This is a genomic window from Salinigranum marinum, from assembly GCF_024228675.1.
Taxonomy (GTDB): domain Archaea; phylum Halobacteriota; class Halobacteria; order Halobacteriales; family Haloferacaceae; genus Salinigranum; species Salinigranum marinum.
On the sequence record NZ_CP100461.1, the window covers coordinates 824,466 to 841,967 of the forward strand.

The 17,502-nt window shown below is 68.8% G+C and carries 20 protein-coding genes; 9 read left to right on the top strand and 11 right to left on the bottom strand.

Annotated elements, in window-relative coordinates; genetic code table 11:
• Window positions 1-130 precede the first annotated feature (130 nt).
• Window positions 131-577 (top strand): DUF8215 family protein, encoded by a 447-nt coding sequence (locus tag NKJ07_RS04015; protein WP_318569308.1) that lies wholly within the window; start codon window positions 131-133, stop codon window positions 575-577.
• Between the two features lie 187 nt (window positions 578-764).
• Here the strand turns inward: NKJ07_RS04015 and NKJ07_RS04020 are convergent, their stop codons facing one another.
• Together NKJ07_RS04020 and NKJ07_RS04025 are read right to left on the bottom strand one after the other, a co-directional pair.
• Complete coding sequence (locus tag NKJ07_RS04020; protein ID WP_318569309.1) at window positions 765-1,754, bottom strand: ornithine cyclodeaminase family protein; 990 nt, start codon at window positions 1,752-1,754, stop codon at window positions 765-767.
• Between the two features lie 303 nt (window positions 1,755-2,057).
• Window positions 2,058-2,300 carry a DUF8015 family protein gene (locus tag NKJ07_RS04025; protein WP_318569310.1) on the bottom strand — a complete coding sequence of 81 codons (243 nt, stop codon included), beginning with the start codon at window positions 2,298-2,300 and terminating at the stop codon, window positions 2,058-2,060.
• 236 nt (window positions 2,301-2,536) lie between these two features.
• On the opposite strand from NKJ07_RS04025, the gene NKJ07_RS04030 reads away from it, so the two are divergent.
• Window positions 2,537-3,901: an MFS transporter gene (locus tag NKJ07_RS04030; protein WP_425504717.1), complete on the top strand. Its 1,365-nt coding sequence runs from the start codon at window positions 2,537-2,539 to the stop codon at window positions 3,899-3,901.
• Window positions 3,902-4,021: 120 nt separating this feature from the next.
• Window positions 4,022-4,456 carry a universal stress protein gene (locus NKJ07_RS04035; RefSeq protein ID WP_318569311.1) on the top strand — a complete coding sequence of 145 codons (435 nt, stop codon included), beginning with the start codon at window positions 4,022-4,024 and terminating at the stop codon, window positions 4,454-4,456.
• 3 nt (window positions 4,457-4,459) lie between these two features.
• Here the strand turns inward: NKJ07_RS04035 and fen are convergent, their stop codons facing one another.
• The 3 genes from fen to NKJ07_RS04050 form a co-directional block, all read right to left on the bottom strand.
• Window positions 4,460-5,440: a flap endonuclease-1 gene (gene fen / locus NKJ07_RS04040; RefSeq protein ID WP_318569312.1), complete on the bottom strand. Its 981-nt coding sequence runs from the start codon at window positions 5,438-5,440 to the stop codon at window positions 4,460-4,462.
• A gap of 300 nt (window positions 5,441-5,740) precedes the next feature.
• Window positions 5,741-6,370: a GNAT family N-acetyltransferase gene (locus NKJ07_RS04045; protein WP_318569313.1), complete on the bottom strand. Its 630-nt coding sequence runs from the start codon at window positions 6,368-6,370 to the stop codon at window positions 5,741-5,743.
• Between the two features lie 46 nt (window positions 6,371-6,416).
• Entirely contained in the window at window positions 6,417-6,644 is a 228-nt protein-coding gene (locus NKJ07_RS04050) for a helix-turn-helix domain-containing protein (protein WP_318569314.1), read from the bottom strand.
• Between the two features lie 125 nt (window positions 6,645-6,769).
• Between NKJ07_RS04050 and NKJ07_RS04055 the strand changes: the two genes are divergently transcribed.
• Window positions 6,770-7,390: a class I SAM-dependent methyltransferase gene (locus NKJ07_RS04055; protein ID WP_318569315.1), complete on the top strand. Its 621-nt coding sequence runs from the start codon at window positions 6,770-6,772 to the stop codon at window positions 7,388-7,390.
• A 49-nt stretch (window positions 7,391-7,439) separates the two neighbouring features.
• Window positions 7,440-7,871, top strand: a complete 432-nt coding sequence (locus NKJ07_RS04060; RefSeq protein WP_318569316.1) for a DUF3054 domain-containing protein — start codon at window positions 7,440-7,442, stop codon at window positions 7,869-7,871.
• 35 nt (window positions 7,872-7,906) lie between these two features.
• On the opposite strand, the gene NKJ07_RS04065 is transcribed toward NKJ07_RS04060, so the two are convergent.
• Window positions 7,907-9,259 carry a class-III pyridoxal-phosphate-dependent aminotransferase gene (locus tag NKJ07_RS04065; protein WP_318569317.1) on the bottom strand — a complete coding sequence of 451 codons (1,353 nt, stop codon included), beginning with the start codon at window positions 9,257-9,259 and terminating at the stop codon, window positions 7,907-7,909.
• Window positions 9,260-9,438: 179 nt separating this feature from the next.
• On the opposite strand from NKJ07_RS04065, the gene NKJ07_RS04070 reads away from it, so the two are divergent.
• Entirely contained in the window at window positions 9,439-10,722 is a 1,284-nt protein-coding gene (locus NKJ07_RS04070; protein WP_318569318.1) for an AI-2E family transporter, read from the top strand.
• Window positions 10,723-10,752: 30 nt separating this feature from the next.
• On the opposite strand, the gene NKJ07_RS04075 is transcribed toward NKJ07_RS04070, so the two are convergent.
• Entirely contained in the window at window positions 10,753-11,040 is a 288-nt protein-coding gene (locus tag NKJ07_RS04075) for a helix-turn-helix transcriptional regulator (protein WP_318569319.1), read from the bottom strand.
• 612 nt (window positions 11,041-11,652) lie between these two features.
• The gene (locus tag NKJ07_RS04080; protein ID WP_318569320.1) at window positions 11,653-11,799 is read right to left on the bottom strand and encodes a hypothetical protein; all 147 of its coding nucleotides are present in this window, start codon (window positions 11,797-11,799) and stop codon (window positions 11,653-11,655) included.
• A 71-nt stretch (window positions 11,800-11,870) separates the two neighbouring features.
• Here NKJ07_RS04080 and NKJ07_RS04085 point away from each other — a divergent pair, with 71 nt between their 5' ends.
• Window positions 11,871-12,587 carry a DUF7117 family protein gene (locus NKJ07_RS04085; RefSeq protein ID WP_318569321.1) on the top strand — a complete coding sequence of 239 codons (717 nt, stop codon included), beginning with the start codon at window positions 11,871-11,873 and terminating at the stop codon, window positions 12,585-12,587.
• Window position 12,588: 1 nt separating this feature from the next.
• On the top strand, window positions 12,589-12,825 hold the full coding sequence (locus tag NKJ07_RS04090) for a DUF7385 family protein (RefSeq protein ID WP_318569322.1): 237 nt from the start codon (window positions 12,589-12,591) through the stop codon (window positions 12,823-12,825).
• A 24-nt stretch (window positions 12,826-12,849) separates the two neighbouring features.
• Here NKJ07_RS04090 and NKJ07_RS04095 read toward each other — a convergent pair whose 3' ends face one another.
• The 3 genes from NKJ07_RS04095 to glyA all read right to left on the bottom strand — a co-directional run bounded on the left by NKJ07_RS04095 (window position 12,850) and on the right by glyA (window position 15,203).
• On the bottom strand, window positions 12,850-13,155 hold the full coding sequence (locus NKJ07_RS04095; RefSeq protein WP_318569323.1) for a DUF211 domain-containing protein: 306 nt from the start codon (window positions 13,153-13,155) through the stop codon (window positions 12,850-12,852).
• A gap of 56 nt (window positions 13,156-13,211) precedes the next feature.
• Complete coding sequence (locus NKJ07_RS04100) at window positions 13,212-13,880, bottom strand: hypothetical protein (RefSeq protein WP_318569324.1); 669 nt, start codon at window positions 13,878-13,880, stop codon at window positions 13,212-13,214.
• A gap of 75 nt (window positions 13,881-13,955) precedes the next feature.
• Window positions 13,956-15,203 carry a serine hydroxymethyltransferase gene (gene glyA, locus NKJ07_RS04105; protein ID WP_318569325.1) on the bottom strand — a complete coding sequence of 416 codons (1,248 nt, stop codon included), beginning with the start codon at window positions 15,201-15,203 and terminating at the stop codon, window positions 13,956-13,958.
• Between the two features lie 205 nt (window positions 15,204-15,408).
• Between glyA and NKJ07_RS04110 the strand changes: the two genes are divergently transcribed.
• Window positions 15,409-17,457 (top strand): hypothetical protein, encoded by a 2,049-nt coding sequence (locus NKJ07_RS04110; RefSeq protein WP_318569326.1) that lies wholly within the window; start codon window positions 15,409-15,411, stop codon window positions 17,455-17,457.
• Window positions 17,458-17,502: the final 45 nt, after the last annotated feature.

Consider the following 17,502-nt stretch of genomic DNA (forward strand, 5'->3'; position numbering starts at 1 on the left):
CCTCAGCTGGTCGCTCTCGGCTCTCGGTTATCCGCTCTCTGCCGCCGCCGACTCCGTCGCACCCGTTCACGTTCGTGCGGCGCACACCGTCGGCAGTAACCGTTTAGCGCCTCGACACCACAGCAGTACTGTGGCAGAGAACTCGAAGCTGACGCTGCTCCAGCGGGTCGATCGCTGGCTCGATCACACGTTCTTCGCCGCGATGGAGGTGAACGTGCTGGTCCTTCCGGTGCTGTGGTTCCTGTTGGTGGCCGCCCACCCCGCCGAGGTCTCACTCTCGGCGATGACGGCACTGGTGGTCGCGTCGGTCGCCGTCGGTACGTTTCGGGGTCGGTACGTCGACGTGGGCTGGTGGCCGAAGCCGGGACATTTCGCCACGCTCCCGCTCCGGGCGGCGTACTACGGCGTCGTCGTAGGCGCGGCGACGTACGTCGGCGTGCAGGCGCAGCTGTTCACGGGGTCACCGTGGCCGGGCGTCGGTGTCCCCGCCGTGGTGTCGGTCGCCGTCCTCTGGCCGTTTCCGTGGGTTCTCGGACGGATCGAGCGCCTGGCCCGCACCGAACCGGCGTGGGCCTGAGCGATCCGGCCGCCGGTGAATCACCGCTCCCGACTCGCCGACGCAGTCGTCGTCCTCGGCGTGGGCGTTTCCGCCGATCCAGGGGTCGCCGCCGACCTGGTCGGCTCTGGGTTCCCGATCCGGTACCGCGGCACGGCGGACGCTCCCGACGCTCGGCGAGTGGTCACGTGTCGGGCCGGCCCCACTTTTAGAACGCTTCGGAGGCGGGGGAGAACTCCACCGTCGTGCCTAGCCCCCGCTCGCGGGCCCGCTCGTACAGGAGGAAGCCGGCGGCGACGGTCTCGATACCGGTGCCGCCCGAGTCGAAGACCGTGATCTCCTCCTCGGTGGTCCGGGCCTCGGCGACGCCGGCGACGATCTCACCCAGTTCGGCGTGGATGTGCGTCTCGTCGACGGCCCCCTCTTCCATCGCGAGGAGGAACGATCCCGCGTCCGTCGTCGCGCGCTTGCGGAGGTCCGGGACGTACGTCGCACGCTCGATCGTGGTCGCATCGAGTTCGCGTTTCTCGGCGTGGTACTGTCCCATCGCGGTGACGTGTGTCCCCGGTTCGAGGAGATCGCCGTCGAACACCGGCTCCGAGGCGGTCGTCGCCGTGACGACGATGTCGGCGTCCTCGACGGCGGCGGCCGCCGAGGCGACCGCCGCGACGCTCACGTCGAGTTCGCGGTCCATCTCGCCGGCGAACTGCTCGCGGTTCTCCTTCGTCGGGGAGTAGACCCAGACCGTGTCGAGGTCGCGGACGGTGGCGACCGCGCGCACCTGTCCGCTCGCCTGTGAGCCGCTGCCGATGACGGCGAGCGAGGCGGCGTCTTCGCGCGCGAGGGCGTCGACTCCGACCGCGCCGGCGGCACCGGTCTTGTACGGGTTCATGTGTGCACCGTCGACGACGGCGAGCAACTGGCCAGAGTCGGCGTCGAAAAGCGGCGTGACGAACCAGGCGTCCCGGGCACCGAAGCCCGCGCTGTACATGTAGCCGCCCATCGCGCCGGTGTCCGGGAGGACGGCCCCGTAGGTCGTGAGCATGCCCGGCGGGTCGGTCGGGAGGAACTTCGTTCGTGGCTCGGCAGGGGCTCCCTCGCCACGCTGTCGGTAGCCGTCGCGGACTGCCTCGACGTACTCGGCGGGCGTCGCCAGCCCCGCGACGTCGTCGCTCGACAGGAACAGCGTCTCGGTCATGCCCATCGAAAGGACGCCGAGCGGCAAAACCGTACGGGACGAAACGACGGCGCGAGCTGGGACTGCCACGTCGTGATGGGTCGCCGGCACCCCCGGTCACTGCCGAGTCCATCCGACGAACGAGCGAACCCGCGATCCGGAGCGATCGACCGGTCTATCGGCGGGCGAGGAGACGCGTGCCGGGGCATCGCCCAGCAGGCGGTGGGGAACAGAGAGGGGAGAACGGAGCGCGGTGAAGAGCGGAGAAGCGAGAGGGATGGGCCGAGTGAGAGAGAGGAGACGGAGTGGAGAGTCGAGATCGGATTACGCTTGTTCGGGGAGGGAGGTCGGAGCGTCGGCGGGTTCGGTGGAGGCCGGGGTGGGGGCGATCTCGGTCGTGTCGACGGGTCCGTTGACGAAGAGAGCGTGCCCGACGACGAGCCCGGACACCCCCGCACCGAGCGGTACTGCGGTCGTCAGTCCCATCCCAGTGAGGAGTAACAGGCCCGTGAGGCCGAGGAGGGTTAGCGGAATGAGACCGAGCACGTAGTCGTAATATCCAATCATAATACAGTACATAGTATGGGTGCATGGCATATAATTCTTTCCCGTGGCCAACTGGTAGTAGTCGGGTGAGATTGCCTGTGCTTACTCATAAGTTATATTGATAAAAACGCCTCAGGGCCCTCTAAAACCCGTAATTCAGCACTTTGAGAGCGTTAGCTTCGTCTGACAGCTCGGAACACTGATGTGCTCCGCTGGCGATCCGAAGCGGTAAATCGATCGACAGTGTGAACCGAGGTGTGAACCGGAACGACCGCGCGATCGTCGCGCTCGTGAGCCTCGCACACGGGATGGTCCACACGTACGAGCTCTCGATCCCGATCTTCGTCTCCATCTGGCTCGTCGAGTTCTCGGCGGTCGATCTCGGGTTTACCCAAGTCGGCGTCACGGCCGCCACGCTCGGCGTCGTCGTGACCGCGGGGTACGGGCTGTTCGGGGCCGGGTCGCTCCCCAGCGGCGTGCTCGTCGACCGGGTCGGGTCGCGGCGGCTCATCCGCGCCTGTCTGTTCGGGATGGGCGCGTCGTTTCTCCTCCTGGCGGTCGCGCCCGGACTCGTCGCGGTCACCCTCGCGCTGCTCGTCTGGGGGCTCGCCGCCTCAGTCTACCACCCCGCCGGGCTCGCATTGCTGTCGAAGGGCGTCGAAGAGCGGGGAACGGGGTTCGCCTACCACGGCATCGCCGGCAACGTCGGTCAGGGCGGCGGGCCGCTCGTGACGACGATCCTCCTGCTGTTTCTCGACTGGACGACCGTTGCGGCGCTCCTGGCGGTGCCCGCGCTCGTCGCCGGCGTCTACGCCTCCCGTGCGGAGTTCGACGAGACGGCCGCCGTCGCCGCGAGCACCGACGGCGGCGAGCGCGTGGACGGCGGGCGAGAGTCGTCGGAGGCGACCTCCGGCGGCGAGTCGAAGGCCACCTCCGGCATCGACTCGCTCGCCGAGTTCCGCGCCGAATCGGCCCGCCTGTTCGCGGGGAGCTTCGTCCTCGTGTTTGTCGTCGCGCTCTGTTCGGGGCTGTACTACCGGGGCTTTCTCACGTTCCTCCCTGGCGTCTTGGAGTCGGTGCCGGGATTCGAGCCGTTCCCCCTCTCGGCCGTCCTCCCGGCCGAGGTCGCCCGGGCGATCGGCGGCGGCTCACAGCTCGTCCGGCCCGAGCGGTACTTCTACGCCGGCCTGCTCGTCGTCGGCGTCTTCGGCCAGTACGCCGGCGGGAAGCTCTCCGACAGGATCGACGTCGAGAAGGGGATCGTCGTCGGCTTCGGGGCGCTCGCGGTGCTGGCCGTCCTCTTTCTCCCCGTCGCCGGCGTCGGCGTCGCCCCGCTCGCGGTGCTCGGTGCCGTCGTCGGCTTCTTCCTCTTTTTCGTCCAGCCGTTCTACCAGGCGACCGTCGCCGAGTACACCCCGGCGGGTGCCCGCGGGCTCTCGTACGGCTACACCTACCTCGGCGTCTTCGGCGTCGGGGCGCTCGGCGGCACCGTCGCGGGCGTCGTGTTGACGTACGCCGCCCCCGCGGAACTGTTCGTCATCCTCGCGGGGATCGCCGTCGTCGCCGCGGGGCTGGGCGCGTATCTGGTCCGGAACGAACGCCCGGAGACGGCGGCCCCGTGACAGGACGCCGACCCTGTCGGGGGCGGGCCGGGCGTCGGCGGACGATCGGCGCGATCGACCGACGATCGATCGACGACGGCCCACACGGATTTACCGCTCGCCGCCGAAACCCGGCCCGCGATGTACGAGACGATCCTCGTCCCGACCGACAGGAGCGCCGGTTCCGAACTGGCCGTCGAACACGCGGTCGACCTCGCCCGGCGGTACGACGCGACCCTCCATCTCGTCTCGGTCATCGACACCGACGTGGTGAACCACTACGCCGGTGTCGACGCCATCGAGGGCGTCGAGGGGGCGCTCGAAGCGCAAGGTGTGGACGCGCTCGACGCCGCCGCCGCGCGAGCCGCGGCCGCGGGAGTGGCCACGGAGCGCCACGTCGTCGAGGGGCGGCCGCACGAGGCGATCGTCGACGCCGTCGCGATGGTCGGTGCGGACCTCGTCGTGATGGGGACCGAACGGAAAAGCGGGGAGTACCGCCGGCTCCTCGGTAGCGTCACCGAACGCGTGGTTCGGGTGGCCGACGTCCCGGTCCACGTGGTCAAGGCCGACGCCTAGGTCCTAGGTCCAGCGGTCGAGGCCGGTCTGGACGACCGACTGCTCGATGCGCGAGAAGCCCTTCCGCACTTCGCTCTCGTCGACCTCCCACTCCTCGACCACGAAGCGACGCGCGGCGTCGAGGTCGGGGTCGAGGTCGACGTCGAACGCGTAGTCCTCGGTAACAGGGGGATCGAGAAAGAGGTCGCGGATGCGGTCGGCGTTCGGGACGTGATCGCCCCGCGCGTCGAGGACGGCCCACAGGTCGCCGTGTTCTTTGACCGCCGTGATCGCCGTCTTGGGGCCGACCCCGGAGATCCCCTCGTTGAAGTCCGTCCCGCAGAGGATGGCGACGTCGACCAACTGTTCCCAGGTGAGGCCGTTCTCCTCCAGGGTGGCCTCGAAGCTCATCAGCTCGGGGATGCCCTTGCTCGTCAGCCCTCGGAGGGTGTACGGCGCGCCGAACAACAGCGTGTCGTAGTCCTCGCTCCCGACGTAGTCGGCATCGCCAGCCCGTGCCATGTACGACGCCTGTGCCTCGCCCTCTGCGGGCGCTTCCACGATGGGGACGTCCAGCAGTTCGAGCAGTTCGCGGGTGGTCTCCTGGATCACGGGCGTCAGCCGCTGTGTGCGGGCCTCGAGGCGGGCGGCCTCGATGGAGTCGCCGCGCTCTCTCGCCTCCTCCAGCCGCTCTCTGGCGCGCTCTTTGGCCTCGCGGCGCTTCTCGACCTCGTCGTCTTTCAGCTCCGTGACGCCGCCGTCGAAGACGAAGACGGGGACGAGGTCGTGCTCGAAGAACTTCGGCAGGCCCTGGACGACCCCGACGAGGTTCGCGACCTCCGCTCCCTCGCTCGTCGTGTACACCTCGTCACGAGTCCACTTTACCGTGGTCGTGAGATACCGGTAGAGCCAGTTGTGCGCGTCGACGGCGACCACGCTCCCGGCGATATCGTCCCACGCGACGTCCGAGAGGTGCGCCAGCGTGCGGAGGTCTGCGTTTCCCATTGTCGACCGTTCGGGGGGCGAGCGTCTTATACTGTCGGCGTTTCCGTCCGGAAGACGTTGTTGACGCCGATGAGTGATTCACAGCGTGCCCGCGTCGGCGCATCCGCGCTCGGTGGGCCGAGCGAGGAACCGGTCGAGCACAGGGGCGTGCGACACGTAGGGCGGTGATGCCACGAGCCTCCCCAGCCGACTGCGGTGCTCGGGAACTCGCTTCGCTCGCTCCCTGCGCTCCTCGTCCCTCGCGCGGCGGGGCGACACGGCGTCGCCCCGGCCGCGCCACCGCTGGGCCATGCGATCGCCTCACGCCTCGTTCGGTGGGTCGACGAGTGTCGGCGGCTCGGCCCCCTCCCGCTCGTCCAGAAAGGCCCGCTCCTCTGGGGAGAGGTCGCGCTCACGGAACACGTCCAGCCCGCGCCGGTACGTCCCGGCGTCGATCTCCGACACTCCTCGCAGGTCGCAGTCGAGCACGACTTCCGCGAGCCCCGTCTCCCGCCCCGTGTACGCGAACCCGACCTTCGAGAGCGCCTCGTACGAGAAGACGTTGTTCACGGCGATCCGACACCGCGCGTAGCCCCGGTCGCACGCCCGCTCGCGGACGAACGCCACGAGGCGTGGGCCGATCCCCTCGCCGCGCCGGTCGCCGCGGACGGTGACGTAGCGGAGCCACAGCGTGTCGCCGTCGGTGCGGTCCGGGTTGAACGCGACGGCGGCGACGACTGTCGGGTCGCCGATGCGTGAGGGTCCGTCCACGTCACCGTCGCCGCTGGTGTGGTCGTGGTCGAGCGCCCACGGGTCGTCGTCGTCGCGAGCGACGGCGGTCCCCGTCGACGAGGTCACGAACTTGCCGGCGTAGGCGAACGCGCGGTAGTCCAGCCGCAGTCGCGGCCCGCCACCGGGGTCGTCGTGCCAGCCGACGAGCGCGTACTCCATACCCAACGACAGACGGAGGACCGCCGAGTGTCTTTCGGCGCGGCGGTCAGTCGACGAGCCGGTAGGCCTCACCCTCCCGTTCGACGAACCCCCGGTCGGCCAGCGAGCCGAGGATGCTGTAGAGCGCGAGCTTCCGCATGTCGAGCGTCTCGGCGAGTTCCGTGATCGTCGCCCGGTCGGCCTCGGCGAGACAGAGGTAGACCAGTTTCGAGCTGGCGGCGTCGAGCCCAGCCGGTACGGTCGCGTCGTCCGCAGACTGCCCTGACGATTTCATGTTCGAACGCTAACAGCACCGGGTAATAAGATTTACTGACGAGTGAGTGAATTTCAACGAGTCGGGGGAGAAGCGCTTCAGTCGCGAAGCCCAACGTTCTCGACGCAGCGTCCCGATAGGCCAGTATGCTCGATCACGGCCCCGGCGACGTCCGCTTCTTCGATCGCGTCGCACCGCTGTACGACCGCCTAATGCCCGCCGCCCGCGCCGCCCCGCTCGCGGACGCGCTCGCGGTCTCGCGCCGGCCCGTCCGAACCGTCCTCGACGTCGCCGGCGGAACCGGCCGTGCCGCCCGGACGCTGTCTGGACTCGTCGGCGGCGCCGACCCCGACGACGAGGTCGCCCGGGGACGCGTCGTCGTCCTTGACCGCTCCCGCGAGATGCTCCGTGTGGCACGCTCGCGGGACCACGAGTGCGTCGCGGCGGACGCCGGCCACCTCCCGGTGCCGGACGACGCCGTCGACGCCGTCACGGTGGTCGACGCGCTCCATCACGTCCGCGACCAGCGCGCGCTCGTCCGGGAGGCCCGGCGCGCTGTCGCCCCCGGCGGGGTCGTCGTCGTCGCGGACTTCGATCCCACGACCGTCCGCGGGCGTGCGCTCGTCGCCGCCGAGCGACACGTCGGCTTCGACTCCGTCTTCTCGACGCCCGACGACCTCGCGCGCTTCCTCGAACGGGAGGGCCTCGAGGGACGCGTGGTCGAACCGGGGTTCGGCTACGTCGTCGTCGGGCGGGTTCCCGCGTGAGCGACGACCGAACCGGGGAAGCCAAGAGGGATGCCCCGGAAGGGCGGGTATGGCAACCTCGACAGGGTCGTTCCTGAACGGGCGCATCGACACGGCCGCGCTCCCGCTCGCGGTGGGTGACGTGTTGGTGCTCGTCCTCCTGTTGTCGTTCGGCACGGCGCGCCACAACGGCGTCGCCTACCTCACTGAACAGCCGGTGGCGCTCGCACTGACGCTGCTTCCCTTCCTCGTCGGGTGGCTCGTCGCCGCCCCGCTCGTCGGCGCGTACTCCGCGGGCGCGGCCGAATCAGCCAAGGCCGCGATCCCGCTCGCGATCCGCTCGTGGGTCGTCGCCGACGTCATCGGGATCGGTCTCAGAGTCGTCTTGCCGTTCGACGCCACCGGCGGCCCCCTCTCGCTGGCCATCTTCTTCGGCGTCACGCTCGTCGTCGGCGTCGTCGGCCTCGGCGTCTGGCGCTGGCTCTACTTCAAACTCCGCTGACGGCTCTTTTATTCGTCTCCGAACCCCGGACGCGCTCAGGAGGCGTCGTCGATCGCTCGCACGAGTAGATCGGCACCCAGTTCGATCTCGCGCTCGGTGACGTCTAACGGCGGCAACACGCGCAGGGTCTTGTAGCCACAGCCGAGCGTGAGCAACCCGCGCGCGAGCGCCGCCTCCTGGACCGCGTCGCGTCGCTCCGGCGTGTCGAACTCGACGGCGAGCAGCAGTCCCAGCCCGCGAACGTCGACGACGGTCGACCGCGCGGCGTCCGAGAGGGTCTCGACGAACTGCCGGCCCCGGACGACCGCGTTCGACAGCAGGTCGTGCTCCTCGATGGCGTCGATGGTGAGCGCACCCCCGGCGGCGGCGAGTAGGTCGCCCGCACCCCAGGTCGACGAGAGCCGCCCTTCCTCCTCGGGGAAGAGGTCGCCGCGGCCGACGGTCGCGCCCACCCGGAGCGCCTTCGCCGAGCAGAGCAGGTCCGGTTCGAGCGCCGAGTGGTCCGAGGCCCACCACTCGCCCGTCCGGCCGACGCCCGTCTGGATCTCGTCGGCAACGACCGTGAGGTCGTACTCGTCGGCGAGCGCGGCGATTTCTCTCATAAAAGCCTCGCTGGGGAACCGGTAACCGCCCTCGCCCTGGACGGGTTCGAGGATCACGTAGGCGACATCGTCGGCGGCGACGTGACCTCGATCGGGATCGAGTTTGCGGCCGATCCGCGACGCCTCGCCCCCGTCGACGAAGAAGCCACAGGAACACGTCTCGGGGGTACACGTCCGGTCGTCGCAGTAGGGCACGTCGACGATCCCGGCGACCTCCGGGAAGTCCCGTCGGTACTTCTCCTTCGAGCGGTTCAACGAGAGCGCGCCGAGCGTCCGTCCGTGGAAGGCCCCCTCGAAGGTGACACCGTGTTTCGCCCCGCCCGAGGCGTCGTAGGCGACCTTGATGGCGTTCTCGACCGCCTCCGCGCCGGAGTTCGAGAGGAAGACGGTGTCCATGTCGTAGTGGGCGGTGAGACGGGTCAGCCGATCCATCAGCCCCGCCGGCCCGGGCACGTCCTGTTCGTCCGGATGGTGGTGGCCGCCGGCGACGTAGAAGTCCTGGCCGGCGATCTTGAGCGGGTCGACGAGGTCGAACTCGCGGAGCCGGTCCACGAGCTTGGGGTTGTTGTAACCGAGGGGGGCGGCCGCGACGTGACTGGTGAAGTCCAGCAGGACGTTGCCGTCCAGGTCGGTGCAGAAGGGCCCCTCGGCCGGGGCGGTGCGGTCCCAGACGAAGTCGTAAACGTACGTGCTCGGCGCCGCGGTCGATCGGTGGTAGTCGACCCACTCGCGGGCGCGCTCACCGGGGAAGCCGTCGACGCGCGGCTCCGCCGTGTCTCGGTTCATGAGCCTGGTACGCCAACTGCGCTAAAAAGGCGTTCGCCGACCTGGTGGTCACGCTCGCGTCGCGCCACGGGTGGCGGCGAGCGTCGGCGGTGAGATCGCTCGTTCGCTCGAATGCCATCGGGGGGCCGACGCGACTAGTCGGGGGTAGATTCTTGCCGTCTCCGGGAGCAGTCCCCACCATGTCCCTCCCCGACATCGAGCGCTCCCGCCTCGGGTGGTGGCTGCTGGGACTCGCACTCGCCGGTGCGCTCGTCTTCGTCCTCCACGCGTTCGTCGGAACCTTCGTCTTCGGACTCTTCCTCTACTACTCGACGCGGCCGATCTACCGCCGGCTCCGCCGTCGGATCGGCCCGCCGAGTCTCGCCGCCGCCGTCTCCCTGTTCGCACTGGCGCTCCCGGCGCTGTTGCTCGTCCTGTACGCCCTCCTCATCGTCGTCCGGCAGGCGGTCAGATACACAAACAGCGGCGCGTTCGACCTCTCGCGGTACCCCGTCGACCAGGACCTCCTCGTCGTCGTCACCGACCCACAGCGACTCCTCGACCTCGACCTCGGTTCGTACCTGTCGGCGGAGACGGTCGGGCAGTTCAGTCGCTCGCTCACCTCGGCAGTCGATACGGTCGCGTTCGTCGGCATCGGCGCGGTCCACCTGTTCGTGATGATCGCGCTCGCCTTTTACCTCCTCCGCGACGATCGTCGGCTGGGCGACTGGGTCGTCTCGACGTTCGGCGACGAGCGCGGGATCGTCCTCGCGTACGGCACTGCCGTCGATCACGACCTCAGCACCATCTTCTTCGGGAACATCCTCAACGCCGTCCTCACGGGGACGATCGGGGTCATCGCGTACACGGTCCTCAACGTCTTCGCACCGGTTCCGGAGACCAGCATTCCCGCCGCGGGACTCGTCGGCCTCCTCGCCGGTGTCGCCAGCATCATCCCCGTCGTAGGGATGAAACTCGTCTACGTCCCGGTCGCCCTCTACATGGCCGTCGTGACGTTCTTCGTCGACCCCCAGCTGCTGTGGTTCGTCCTCGCGTTCGCCGTCGTCTCGCTCGTCGTCGTCGACACGATCCCCGACCTCGTCCTCCGTCCGTACGTCTCCGGCCGGAGCCTCCACGTCGGGAGTGTGATGATCGCGTACACGTTCGGCCCGCTCCTGTTCGGCTGGTACGGCATCTTCCTCATGCCGATGCTCCTCGTGCTCGTCTTTCACTTCGCACGGCTCGTGCTCCCGGAGCTCGTCCAGGGAAGCGAGATCAAACCGTCGGCGGTCGATCCGGGCGTCGTCGACGAGGGAGGCACGGTGGATGTCGACCCGCCGACGGTGGACGCGGCGGTGGACGCCAACGAGAAGACGGTGGGGGCCGCGGAGTCGGCCGAGAGGGAGGTGGTCGAGGGGACGCGAACGCCGACCGGGGGACCGGGCGGTGACGGCGACGCGGTTGGCGATCCCGGCGACGACTGAGCGCGACGGCCGGGGATCGGGACCGAGTGGTTACTCGTCGAACTCCTCGTCGACGTACTGGCCTTCCCAGTCCTTGCGGGCGCGAATCTCACGGCGGCCGCGACGCGTCAGGGTGTAGTAGTTCGTCCGGCGGTCGCGCTGTCCCTTCTCGACGAGTCCCTTCTCGACGAGCGTGTCGAGGTTCGGGTAGAGTCGACCGTGGTGGATCTCCTTCTCGTAGTAGTCTTCCAACTCCTCTTTGATCGCGAGGCCGTGCGGTTCGTCGAGTCCCGCGATCACGTAGAGGAGGTCACGCTGAAATCCTGTCAGATCGTACATCGGTGAATTCGTCCTGATAATTAGCCAGCGAGTAGAATAAGTGTATCGAAATTCTGGTATGTCGTCGCAAAGTGCATACCCCCTGACCCGTCGCGTCCGTGAGTTCGCGGCGCGTTACGAACATGAGCTATGGACCGCGAGACGATTGTCGGCCGAACGACTGGTGACGACTCCGCCGGCGAGTCGCCGACCTGTCAGGGTGATTATTCCGGCGCCGGCAAGCGGACACCCGGATGGGACGCCACGCGCCGAGAGCAGGTGTTCGCCGAGCCGTCACCGACGACGGAGGAAGTCACGCGGGCGGGAGGGGTGTCGTGACTCTCTGTAACCCTCGGGTAGAACGAGCGAATCGACGGAACGAGCGCGTCGCTCGGCGGTCGATCGGTCCGAAAAGGAAGCAAGACACGCGAAAATCGCGTGATGCTTGCCGCCCTGAATTGGTCCCCGCTGACGCTTCGGCCCTCCAAAGCGAAGCGTCACTTCCACGTAACGACCTCTCTTACTTAAAGATGTCGGACCGCGACACGGCCGGTAACGAGTTAGCGGATCGATCACGGATGACCGATCGACTCACGGACCCGCCTGTTCCGCCGTGCCGCCGACGCCGATCGGTCACATGTGCTCTTCTTCGAGCACCCACCCGAGTGCGCGGCGGTAGTAGGTGAACATCTCACGGACGCCCTCGTGGCGCATCTCCGGGGATTCGAGCTGTTCGTCGAGGAACTCGTACTGCTCTCTGATCTCCGCTTCGGAGCGCATACGCCGGCTACGGACGCCCCCGTCTTCATCGCTCCGCCGTGCTTTTTCCCGTCGATGCCGTAATGCCCCGCATGAAAGTCCGGGGACGCCGTGAATGTCGCAACTGCGAACACCGCTGGTCGTACTACGACACCGGCGCGGTCGAGTGTCCCGCCTGCGGGAGCCTCCGGAGCGTCGGCGTCGACGAGCGGACCCGTCACACCGACACCCCCGTCTCGCTCGACCTCTCCCCGCACCGGCGCGCCGTCGACGCGGACGGGATCGGGGAGGCCGCGGCCGATCTCAAGCGCGAACTCCGTGGCTATCGGAACAGACGCGGCTTCATCCGCGGCGGGGAGCTCCGCCCGCTCGACGGGACGTTCCTCGCGGCGACGGAGTTACTCCACGTCGTCGACGTGCTCGCCCGCGCCGACGACGAGGACGTCACCGACGACGAGGAGTTCTACCTGCTCGACCTCCTCCGCGGGGCGGACGCGGGCGAGCGTCCCACCGTGGAGACCGTCCCCGAGTCGATGCGGGCCGCCCGAGGGCTCGCTGTCGCCGAGGCGGTCGACGACTACCGGCGAGAGATGCTCTCGTGGCTCGACGACAACCCCGACGCCGAGGCCCGGCAAACGCTCGGAACCGTCTCCGACCTCGTCAGACGGACGCACGCTCTCGGTGGCGACGTCCCGCTCGACACCTCCGAGACGCTGGTGACGGCCACACGCGACGTGTCGACGTACCTGCGGGAGGGCGACGGGAGCGCGCTCGCGAGAGCAGCCGATCGACTCTCGCGGCTCCTGTGAGATGTTCGACGAACACGCGGTCCGGCACCGGCTCAAACTCGTCACCGACACCGGCGCGTCGGTGCTGTACGAGAACCGCGACGGCGTCGCGTGTCCCGTCTGCGGCGAGTGCTTCGACGAGTTCTACGCGACGGACGGAGCGGAGTCGTTCCGTCCGGATCGTCGGGTCGGCTTCTGCGTCGCACACGCCGACGAACGCCTCTTGCTGTTCACGCACGAGCCCTCGCGCGACGACTGAGCGGGGCGGACGCCCGCGGCCGACTCACCGGAGCCACGTCGCGTCGACCCGGTGGTCGTCGTGGGCCCTCGGGACGTGTTCGCCGCAGACGACCTCGTCGACCGAGTGGAGCGTCCCCCCCAGGTCTTCGACGCGGTCGACGACCGCGTCGTACCCGATCGCCGGTCCCTCGACGACGAGGATGATGTTCTGCACCTCGCGGTCGGTCTCGACGAGATGGGTGGCCGTGGCGTCGACCCCGTCGAGGTCGCTCACTTCCCCGGCGAACGAGACCGTCGGGACCTCTCCGGGCTTCAGAACGTCGAGCACGAGGCGGCGGACGGATGCCATACCTGTCGTAGGGCACGGACGGCTAATAGTGCTGTCGAGCGGCTGACCCGTCGCACTCAGGCGCTCGGCTCGAAACTCGAAAACGAGCGTGGCTCCGGCCCCTGCCGAACCCGTTGGGCCTCGCCGGAGTCGACTCCGACCACCATCGCCTGGCCGCCGTAGCCGTGTGTCTGGTCGTGGCCCCGGACGACGACGTGGGTCGTCCCGTCGGGGATCGAGACGGTCTCGGAGCGGGTAAACGGGGCCGTGCTGTGGGCGTGGAGCAACTCGCGGCGACCGAGGCGGTCGCCGTCGAGCGTCTCGACCTGCCACCAGTCCGCGTAGCCCGACTCGCCGTCGTCGTCGTGATACAGCGTCACGTCGAAGCGGTATCCTCCGCCGACGGAGTCGAACTCGATGCCGACGACGTTCGCCTCACGGAGATCCAGGTCGCCGTCCGCCGCAGTCGTGCGTTCGTCGGCCGTCGTGGCGTCGTGGTCGGGAGTGGAAGTGTCGGTCGCAGCGTCGTCGGTCGCCGCCGCTTCGTCCGTCGTCTCGCCGTCGACCGAGCCGGGTGAGGCGGTCGCGTCGGGCGACGCGGCGTCGTCGGTGTCGCTGGTCTCGGCGGCGTCACCGGCGTCGCCGGTCGCTGTCGTGCCCCCGGGCGCGCCGCTACAGCCGGCGAGGCTCGCGGTGGCGACGGCACTCAGGAGGAGTCGGCGACGCGACAGCAGGTCGAGAGCCATGTCGGAGCCCAGTGTCTCCCGCCGAATAACTCCGCCGGCGGTCGTGTGCGCGCGACGCGAGACCTTCCGAGCGCGTTACCGGTAGAGGGGGTGGCCCGCGCAGAGTTCGGTCACGCGGTCGCTGACCTCGCCGATGACGCCTTGGTCCTCGGGGTTGTCGACGACGCGGACGATGTGTTCGCCCACCTCGCGGATCTCGGCGTTCTCGAAGCCGCGGGTGGTGAGCGCGGCCGTCCCCGCGCGGATGCCCGAGGGGTCGAACGGCGAGCGGGTCTCGCCGGGGACCGTGTTGGCGTTGAGCACGATGCCGGTCCGTTCGAGAGCGTCCTCGGCGGTGCCACCCGAGAGATCGGGATGGGACTCGCGCAGGTCGACGAGGACGAGGTGGGTGTCCGTGCCGCCGGAGACGACGTCGAGTCCGTGGTTGGCGAACGTGTCGGCGAGCGTCTTCGCGTTCGAGACGACCTGTTCGGCGTACTCGGCGAATTCGGGCTGGAGCGCTTCCTTGAAGCCGACGGCCTTCCCCGCGATGTTGTGCATGAGCGGGCCGCCCTGTGCGCCGGGGAAGACGGCGTTGTCGATCGCCTTGGCGTGCTCGTCGCTCGTCATGATGATCCCGCCGCGGCCGGCGCGGATCGTCTTGTGCGTCGAGCCGGTGACGAAGTCGGCGACGCCGACTGGCGAGGGGTGGACGCCGGCGGCGACGAGTCCCGTGATGTGAGCGATGTCCGCGAGGTGGTACGCGCCCACGTCCTCGGCGACCGCCTGGATGCGCTCCCAGTCGACGATCCGCGGGTACGCCGAGTAACCCGAGACGACGATGTCGGGCTCGAACTCCTCGGCCGTCGCTTCGAGCGCCTCGTAGTCGATGTAGCCCGTGTCGGCGTCGACGTGGTACTGTTCGACCTCGAACAGTTGGCCGGCGAAGTTCGCCGGGTGGCCGTGCGAGAGGTGGCCGCCGTCGTTCAGTTCGAGCGAGAGGATCTTGTCGCCCGGATCGAGCATCGCCAGGTAGACGCCCATGTTGGCTTGCGTCCCCGAGTGGGGCTGGACGTTGACGTGTTCTGCGCCCCACAGCTCCGTGGCGCGCTTGATGGCGAGGTTCTCGACCACGTCGGCGTACTCACAGCCGGCGTAGTAGCGCGAGTCGGGGTAGCCCTCGGCGTACTTGTTCGTGAGGACCGACCCCTGCGCTTCGAGGACGGCCTCGGAGGCGTGGTTCTCGCTCGCGATCATCGCGAGGGTCTGCTCCTGACGCTCCGCTTCCCCGGCGAGGGCCTCGGCGACCTCGGGGTCGACCGAGCGGACGTGCTCGTCGTGCATGGTTACGTTGCGGGGTGAGTCGGGTATAAGCCTGTCCACTCCGCATCTCGCCTCCCGGCCAAGGCGCGCTGATGGTCGGTTCGATCGGCGCTCGATCGACCGCCAGAGCTGTTATTACATATACAGATTCGTACAGGTAATCAAATTGTAATTACTCGCTTTTACGACAGATATATACGCTAGCCAGGGAGTGTTGAACCACGTGATGCTTCGTGCGGAGGTCACGGCCGACGGCGTCGTCACCGTCAGCCGCCTGCGGCCCTCCGTCGCCGTCCGCGCGGTCGACTGGCGGGCTGGCGACGGCTCGGATGGGGCTACCGATACGCCCGCGATCCGAGCGCCGGTCGACGACAGCGCAGTGGGCCGAGCCACCGCAGTGCGGCTCCCGCCGGGACCGGTCACTGCCACGCGCGCCGTGACCGACGAGACCTGGGATCTGATCGGCGAGGAGTCGCTCCCCGCGGGGACGTACGAACTGTGTACCGAGTCGGTGGTCCAGGTCCGGGTCGCGTTCGCGTCCGCTGCCGAACTCGCGCCCGAAGCAGACGGCACGGTGCTCTCCTTCCCGGCCGAGACCGCGGTTCGCGTGGGGTTCGCCGACACCGGTGACGATCCGCCGGGGTCGATCGGCGTGCCGCGGACTCCGGCGGGTGTCGCGACCGCGCTGTCGGCGCTGTCGGCGACCACCCTGACGACGACGGCGGCCCGCTCGCACTCCCGGATGCGCCAGCATCCCCCGCTCGTCGAGTTCGCCGCGGAGACGCGGCTCCCCGAGTGGGTCGACCGCCGCCGGACCGAGCGCGACGTCACGCTCACTCTGCCGGCGCGGCTCGACTACGCTTTCTCGGCGTCGTCGCTCGCACACTACCTCGGGGCCGACGTGCGGGTCGACGCGGACGCGACGCCGACGTTGCGCACGCCCGGCGTCGACCACGCCTTCGAGACGATGCCGGGGTTCCAGTACGAGGCCGCGTCGCTGCTGCGGCGCGTGTTCCTCCTCGACTGTCTCGTCCGCGAGGCGCTCCCCGGGAGCGACCGGTTGGCCGAGAGCGACCTGCTCGGACGGCTCTCGCTCGACCCCGACCGGCTCGCGGACGCGCCGATCGGCCGACGCCTCGAGGCGTATCTCGACGCCCCGTTCGACCTCGTCTCGCCCGACCTCCCCGAGTGGCACCTCTCGATGTACGTCGAACCGACGTACGACCACGTCCGGACCCTCCCACACGTCGTCTCGAACCTCCCGAACGTCTTCACGCCGGACTCCCAGCCGTTGCGCAGCAACGAACGGCTGACCCGGTCGCTCGACGACTTCTACCGCGACGACGACGAGGTGTCGCCGAACGTCGAGCCCGTCAAACCGCTCCTCGGCCCCGGCCGGGTCCACGGCTGGCTGGCCGACGGGATTCCGATCGACGTGTTCAAGACGCTTCCCGAAGCGTACGAACACCGCTCCCGTGGCGTACGCGAGAACCGGCCGACGTCCGTCGTCGCGGTGCTCAACGACGTCGAGATGTCCTCGGAACACGACGACGCGGCCGACCTCTACCGCCGCGGGACGGCGGATCTCGACATCGACGTCTCCGTCCGCGAGCGCCTCTCGCGTGCGGAACTCGCCGCGGTGTTCGAGGCGGACCACGATTTCGTCCACTACATCGGCCACTGCGACGAGGCCGGGCTCCGGTGTCGTGACGGTGCCCTCTCGGCGGTCGACATCGGCCACTCCGGTGCCGAGACGTTCTTCCTCAACGCCTGTGGCTCGTACTACGAGGGGATCGACCTCGTCACCAAGGGGAGCGTCGCCGGGGCGGTCACGTTCGAGAAGGTTCTCGACGGCCACGCGGCGCGCGTCGGAACGATGTTCGTGCGCCTGTTGGTCAACGGCTTCAGCATCGAGCGTGCGCTCGACCTCGCCCGGCGTCGGATCATCATGGGGACCGACTACACCGTCGTCGGCGACGGCACGCACAAACTCAGCGGTGCGCCGGAGACGGTTCCCCTGGCGGCCACCATCACGGCCGCCGACGACCGCGAGGCGTACCGCGTCACGTTCGACGCGTCCTCGCCACGGGTGACGGGCGACGTTTTCACTCTTCCGGAACCGTTCGACGACCGCCCTCGCCTGTTCGGGGCGGAGTCCGAGACGGTGCTGACGCCGGCCGAAGCCGAGCGGTTCGTCGGCCGTGTCGATCTCCCGGTCGTCTTCGACGGCGACATCCAGTGGTCGACGGATCTTCAGGGTACGCTCGACGTATAAAAAACAGCTTGATTTGTAATGGTATAATTTCTGAAACGTGAATCG